Source organism: Sutterella sp. KLE1602, from assembly GCF_001578585.1.
In the GTDB taxonomy this organism is placed as follows: Bacteria; Pseudomonadota; Gammaproteobacteria; order Burkholderiales; family Burkholderiaceae_F; genus Sutterella; species Sutterella wadsworthensis_A.
Map to the genome: position 1 here is coordinate 21,142 of NZ_KQ968521.1, position 6,206 is coordinate 27,347.

At 61.0% G+C, this 6,206-nt stretch carries 5 protein-coding genes and 1 tRNA gene; all 6 read right to left on the bottom strand.

The window, feature by feature from the left end; all coding sequences use genetic code 11:
• Positions 1-184: 184 nt before the first annotated feature.
• The gene (gene rluB, locus HMPREF3036_RS12565) at positions 185-1,432 is read right to left on the bottom strand and encodes a 23S rRNA pseudouridine(2605) synthase RluB (protein WP_062331882.1); all 1,248 of its coding nucleotides are present in this window, start codon (positions 1,430-1,432) and stop codon (positions 185-187) included.
• Entirely contained in the window at positions 1,416-2,021 is a 606-nt protein-coding gene (locus HMPREF3036_RS04435; RefSeq protein ID WP_051009049.1) for an SMC-Scp complex subunit ScpB, read from the bottom strand. The genes rluB and HMPREF3036_RS04435 overlap by 17 nt, the downstream gene beginning before the upstream one ends.
• A gap of 139 nt (positions 2,022-2,160) precedes the next feature.
• Positions 2,161-2,251 (bottom strand) — tRNA-Ser (locus tag HMPREF3036_RS04440).
• 111 nt (positions 2,252-2,362) lie between these two features.
• Positions 2,363-3,676: a serine--tRNA ligase gene (gene serS, locus HMPREF3036_RS04445; RefSeq protein ID WP_038007178.1), complete on the bottom strand. Its 1,314-nt coding sequence runs from the start codon at positions 3,674-3,676 to the stop codon at positions 2,363-2,365.
• Between the two features lie 119 nt (positions 3,677-3,795).
• The gene (locus tag HMPREF3036_RS04450; protein ID WP_231289370.1) at positions 3,796-5,109 is read right to left on the bottom strand and encodes a replication-associated recombination protein A; all 1,314 of its coding nucleotides are present in this window, start codon (positions 5,107-5,109) and stop codon (positions 3,796-3,798) included.
• A gap of 204 nt (positions 5,110-5,313) precedes the next feature.
• Positions 5,314-5,793, bottom strand: coding sequence for a group II intron maturase-specific domain-containing protein (locus HMPREF3036_RS11495; RefSeq protein ID WP_231853571.1), 480 nt, complete (start codon positions 5,791-5,793; stop codon positions 5,314-5,316).
• Positions 5,794-6,206: the final 413 nt, after the last annotated feature.

Consider the following 6,206-nt stretch of genomic DNA (forward strand, 5'->3'; position numbering starts at 1 on the left):
CAACGGCGCGGCCTTCTCTCGGTCTGCGCCGCCTGAACCTTTCCGTGAAAACGCCCTCTCCCCCGTTTGCTCAGGGACGGACACGATCTTGAAGGTCGCCTCGGGTTTTCACGAACACCCGCGATTGTAGGTGAAAAAGCGTCCCCGCGCAAGCGCGGAGCCGCTTTTTCAGGTCCTTTCGCGATCAGGAGCGTTCGCCCGTTCGGCGGCGCTGCGTCGGGCGATCGCTCATGTCGCGAGCCTCCCACATGGGCACGCCCGTGCGGTCGGACTTGCCTTCCTTGAAGCGGGTGCCTCGACGAGCCTCGCGGGCCTCGGCCTCGCTTTCGGCACGAGCGCGGGCGCGGGCCTTTTCACGAGCGGCGGCCTTTTCGGCCTTCTTAGCCTCAGCCTTTGCAGGAGCTGCGGCGGCCATTTTCTTCTCGGCCTCATCGAGGTCAAGCATCCAGGCGCGAACCTCTTCAGGCGTGAGTTCCATGCGTTTGCCGCGCGGCAGGGTCTTCGGAAGAGAAACGGCGCCGTAGCGAACGCGGATAAGGCGCGAAACCGTCATGCCGACAGCTTCGAACATGCGGCGGACCTCGCGATTGCGACCCTCGCGGATCTGCACGAGGTACCAGTGGTTCATGCCCGTTCCGCCTTGATCCTCGAGCTTGTCGAACTTCGCCATGCCGTCCTCAAGCTCAATGCCCTGCTGAAGCTGAAGCATCTGCTCGGCCTCAAGCTCGCCGATGACTCGAACGGCATACTCGCGATCGATCTCGTAACGGGGATGCATAAGGCGGTTGGCAAGCGCGCCGGAGGTCGTGAAGAGAAGAAGGCCCTCGGTATTGAAGTCAAGACGGCCCACGGCCACCCAGCGGGCGCCCGAGACGCGGGGAAGACGCGCAAAGACGGAGGGACGGCCTTCAGGGTCGTCACGGGAGACGATTTCGCCGGCCATCTTGTGGTACATCAGAACGCGGGGCGTGGAGGAGGCAGCCATCGTGCGGCGCACGAGCCTGCCCTCGACACGAATCATGTCCGCAGCCGTAACGCGGTCACCCACGGTGGCGGTTTGACCGTTGACGGTCACGACGCCGGAGGCGATCAGAGCCTCCATGTCGCGGCGGGATCCGAGCCCAGCATCGGCGAGCGCCTTCTGAAGCTTTTCGGTCGGCAGATCGGCAGGCGTCTGCTGCTGGCGGGCGCGGTCGATGATGTCGAGCGCGATCGGACGATCCGCAAAGCCCCTGTAGCCGTCGGCCTCGGACTCCATCTGTCCGAAGGCCTCGCGCGGAGAGGCCAGGCCTGCGCGCTCGGAAAAGGGGGCGTCCTCGCGCACGCGACGGGTGCGAGGCAAATTGCCTTCGCCAGGACGACGGAACGGCGTGCGCTTGCGTTCGGCGGACTGCGGACGGCGACCGCCGCGAGAATTACTGTTGTTTCTCAAAATCAATCTCCTTCTGAAGCGGCATCGGCCCTTCGTCGGCTGCCGCCGAAGGCGGCAGGGCTTCCGACAGCAGGAAGTCGGGAAGCGGCTCGGCATCAGGGCCCGGCAGTTCTGCAAGGCTTCTGAGTCCGAGATCATTTAAAAAAGTTCTGGTCGTGGCAAGAAGCGCCGGCCTGCCCGGCGACTCCCGATAACCCACCGTCTCGATCCATCCGCGCTCCTCGAAGAGCCTGAGGGTGGCCGGATTGACGGTCACGCCGCGAAGCTCCTCAATGTCGCCGCGGGTCACGGGCTGATGATAGGCGATGATGGCCAGCGTCTCCATGGCCGCCCTCGAATAGCGGGGCGGCTTTTCCTCGTCAAGGCGCAGGAATCTGGGACCAAGCTCCGAGGCCGTCTGGAAGCGCCACCCGTCGGAGAGCTCCACGAGGCGCATGCCGCGGTCCTCCCAGAAGGCCTGAAGCTCAGCGAGGTGTTCCTTCACGGACTTGGCGCTCAGCCTGTCGTCGAAGAGACGCCTGATCTCGCGCACCGGCATCGGCCGCCGCGAGCTCAGTAGCGCTGCTTCAATGATGTGCTGCGGAGTCATGAGAGACGGACGAAAGGGTATCTGAAACAGCGCCCATTGTAGAAAAAGGCGGCGCCAAAATAAAGCCCCGCAGCTCGATCCGAGTGCGGGGCTTCAATCGGGATCGTGACCGGAAGTTGATTTCCGTTCACTTTGCATCTGGCGGAAGGAGTGGGATTTGAACCCACGATACGGTATAACCGTATACCGGATTTCGAGTCCGGCGCATTCGACCACTCTGCCATCCTTCCGGCTATTCCCCATAAGGAGAACAGGTTTTGCATATTACAGAAAGCGGGAGGTTTTGTCAAACCTCCCGCTTCAGATTCGAACGAATTCGAAGCTGTCGCTGCCTGAACAGCTTAGTGGGCGAAAACGCCGCCTTCGATCGGACGGAGCACTTCAACACCGCCCATGTACGGACGAAGCGCTTCGGGAACCGTCACGCTGCCGTCAGCGTTCTGGTAGTTTTCGAGCACGGCGACGAGCGTGCGGCCGACGGCGAGGCCGGAACCGTTGAGCGTGTGGACGTACTGGGTCTTGCCATTTTCATCCTTGAAGCGAGCGCCCATGCGGCGGGCCTGGAAGGCCTCGCAGTTGGAGCAGGACGAAATCTCGCGGTAGGTGTTCTGCGCGGGGATCCAGACTTCAAGGTCATAGGTCTTCGTGGCACCGAAGCCCATGTCGCCCGTGGAGAGCGCGACGACACGGTACGGCAGACCGAGCTTCTGCAGAATGCCTTCGGCGTTGTGGGTCATTTCCTCGAGATCGTCGTAGGAGGTTTCCGGACGAACGATGCGGACCATTTCCACCTTGTCGAACTGATGCTGGCGGATCATGCCGCGGGTGTCGCGGCCGTAAGCACCGGCTTCGGAACGGAAGCACGGCGTATGGGCCGTCACCTTGAGCGGAAGGTCCTTGTAGCTGAGCATCATGCCGGCAACCTGATTCGTCAGCGTGACTTCAGCAGTCGGCACGAGATACATCTGTTCCTGTTCACCAAAGGCACCGCCCTTCTTGGCGGCGAAGAGGTCCTCCTCGAACTTCGGTAGCTGGCCGGTGCCCTGCATCGTGGAAGCCGTCACGATGTACGGCGTGTAGCACTCGACATAGCCGTTTTCACGGGTGTGCGTGTCCAGCATGAACTGGGCGAGGGCGCGATGAAGACGGGCAATCTGACCGCGCATGAAGGCGAAGCGGGCGCCGGACTCCTTGGCGGCCGTATCGAAGTCGAGGCCGAGCGGAGCGCCGACGTCGACATGGTCCTTGACTTCAAAGTCAAACTCGCGCGGGGTGCCCCAACGGCGGACTTCAACATTTTCAGACTCATCCTTGCCGACCGGCACGCTTTCGTGCGGGAGGTTAGGAATGCGGAGAAGCATGTCGTTGAGACGCGTGCGAATGTCGTCGAGTTCGGCCTCAAGTTTCGTAAGTTCTTCGGGAATCTGGGCGGCTTCAGCCATCAGGGCGGAAGCGTCCTCACCGTTCTTCTTGGCCATGCCGATCTGACGGGAGAGCACGTTGCGCTTCTGCTGCAGATCTTCGGTCTTGGTCTGCACGGTCTTGCGGGCAGCTTCAAGTTCGTTGAATTCCTTTTCAGGGAACACAAAGTTGCGCGTCGCAAGGCGGGCAACCACTTCAGGGAGCTGCTTGCGCAGCATCGTCAGGTCAAGCATTGTTTTTACCTTTAAAGTTGCCGGCGCAAGCACGCCGGCCATCAGAAGTCGATCTTTTAATTTTCTCCTTTTATCGGAGAAAAGGCAAATTCAGCAGTACTGCGGCTCATGAGGACCACCTACCTGCCCTGGCCCCTTCTGCGCCCGCGCCCCGCCTTTCTGGCCTCTTCGTTGAGCGACTCCAGGCGAGCAAGCTTTTCAGCGATCTTGATCTCCAGACCGCGATCGACAGGTTTGTACCACTTCATGCCTTCGAGCCCTTCGGGCATGTAGATTTCGCCGGCGGCAAAGGCGCCAGGCTCGTCATGTGCGTAGCGATAGCCCTCATGGTATCCGAGCTCCTTCATGAGCTTCGTAGGCGCGTTTCGCAAATACATGGGGACGGGACGCGTGCGGTCCGTCTTCACGAAGGCCCGCACTGCGTTGTAGGCGTTGTAGACGGCGTTGCTCTTGGGTGCGCAGGCAAGATAGACGACAGCCTGCGCGATGGCAAGCTCCCCCTCGGGAGAGCCGAGTCGCTCGTAGATTTCAGCCGCCTCCACGGCAAGCTGCGTCGCGCGCGGATCAGCCAGCGAGATGTCCTCGATCGCCATGCGCACGACGCGGCGGGCAATGTAGCGCGGATCGCACCCGCCGTCGAGCATGCGGCACATCCAGTAAAGCGCTGCATCGGGATCGGATCCACGCACGGACTTGTGCATGGCGCTGATCTGATCGTAGTAGTTGTCGCCGCCCTTGTCGAAGCGGCGCAGAGTTGCAGGAAGCGTCTTCCTGAGAAATCCCGCATCGACCTCCGTCATTCCCCTCTCGAGAGCCATCGTGCAGGACACGTCGACCGCATTGAGAAGCCGCCTGGCGTCTCCGTCGGACAGTTCGATCATGACACGGCGTGCATCCTCCGTCACCGAGAGCTTCGGAAACTCTCTCTCAAGCGCACGCTCAAGAAGGACTTCGGACTCCTCGGGCTTGAGACTCTGAAGCTGATACACAGTCGAACGGCTCAGAAGAGCCGAATTCACCTCAAAGCTGGGATTTTCGGTCGTCGCGCCGACAAAGACGAAGAGTCCCGACTCCACATGAGGCAGAAAGGCGTCCTGCTGGCTCTTGCTGAATCGATGGACCTCATCCACAAAAAGAAGAGTTGGCCTGCCGGTGAGACGCATCGTTTCCTTTGCGGCATCAACGGCGTCACGGATTTCCTTCACGCCGCCGAGTACGGCGGAGATCGAGATGAAGGGGAGGTCAAATGCCGATGCCATCAGGCGGGCAAGCGTGGTCTTGCCGACGCCGGGAGGCCCCCAGAGGATCATCGAATGCGGGCGATGCTGTTCGAATGCGGTGCGAAGCGGCGCTCCCGCTCCCAGCAAGTGAGTCTGCCCCACGACTTCGTCGAGGGTTCCCGGTCGCATGCGTTCGGCCAGCGGCCTCAGCATGGGCTGCGGCTCTTGGGTTGAAGCCTTTCGGGACGCGGGCTTGGATTTGGCGTCTGGCGGCAGAAGTTCGCCGCCGAAAAGATCGTTGCTCATGCGCAGTACTCTAGCAAAATTCGAACGGCAGGTCATGCCCGACCTCTCGGGCGCGGGAATCGGGTAGAGAGCGCCCTCACAGGCACTCCCCTCCCACACCACTATGCTCACTCAGTGCTGAGCGTTCGGACGTGCCGTTCGGCATCCGGCGGTTTCTGAGTTAGAAATAGAAGGAGACTCAGCGCATCTCGAGAAGGCTGTAGAGTCCCTGTCGTCTGAAGAAAGACTTTGGAAATGCATCGCGCATGTGAAGTGCGTCAGCGTTCCACCATGCACCCCGTCCGTTGTTGGCAGACTTCCACGCACGCTCTTTATCCAAGCCGCGACGTCGAGGTTCCCGTTCACGTGTCTTCGGTCGCTTCCATGCAATCCACACCGACTTTGGGAGATGGCGTCGGATGTGTATGTCGAGCGCTTCGCCCCCCCCTTGCGAGTGTCCAACTTGAAGTACTGCCGCCATCCACGCAGAATCGCATTGAGCACCCTAATCGTTCGAAAGAGTGACCCGCCGCGCGCCCTGTAGAAGACGGTGCGAGGCTTGTCCTGCAGCCGCTTGAAGCTTTTCGGGTGAACTAGCGGTTGTCCCGTCATCCCCACGAAGTGTAGCCAAGGAATTTCGCCCTACTACGACCTCGGCTGACTTCCATGCCGACATCCCTCGGCCTCCCGAACCTCGGTAGCCTCGCGGCGTCGAGATGGCTCTCCCCAGGTATCACACATGTGCTTCCCTCCCCACCTGCCGGATCTACGTGCATCCCTTCCGGAACAGCTTTGGGTTAATCGAGCTTTGCCGACTCTCCCAAGATACACGCCTCACATCCGATTCCTGTTCGTCAGGCTGGAGTTTTGTTATCGGCTTCCTTCATCAAGGTCGTTGCCTCCCTCGACTTGCACGACTCACTCGTCCTTCCCCGGTTCGGGCGGACAGCGGACTTTCACCGCATAGACACACGTGCGCTGCCGGGCGCACAAACAAAAACCCCGGTCTCTTTCGAAACCGGGGT

Bases quoted from the DNA above. Each gene is read 5' to 3' on its own strand.
- HMPREF3036_RS04435 (WP_051009049.1), bottom strand. From the start codon at position 2,021: ATGACTCCGCAGCACATCATTGAAGCAGCGCTACTGAGCTCGCGGCGG.
- serS (WP_038007178.1), bottom strand. From the start codon at position 3,676: ATGCTTGACCTGACGATGCTGCGCAAGCAGCTCCCTGAAGTGGTTGCC.
- HMPREF3036_RS04450 (WP_231289370.1), bottom strand. From the start codon at position 5,109: ATGCTGAGGCCGCTGGCCGAACGCATGCGACCGGGAACCCTCGACGAA.
- HMPREF3036_RS11495 (WP_231853571.1), bottom strand. From the start codon at position 5,793: ATGACGGGACAACCGCTAGTTCACCCGAAAAGCTTCAAGCGGCTGCAG.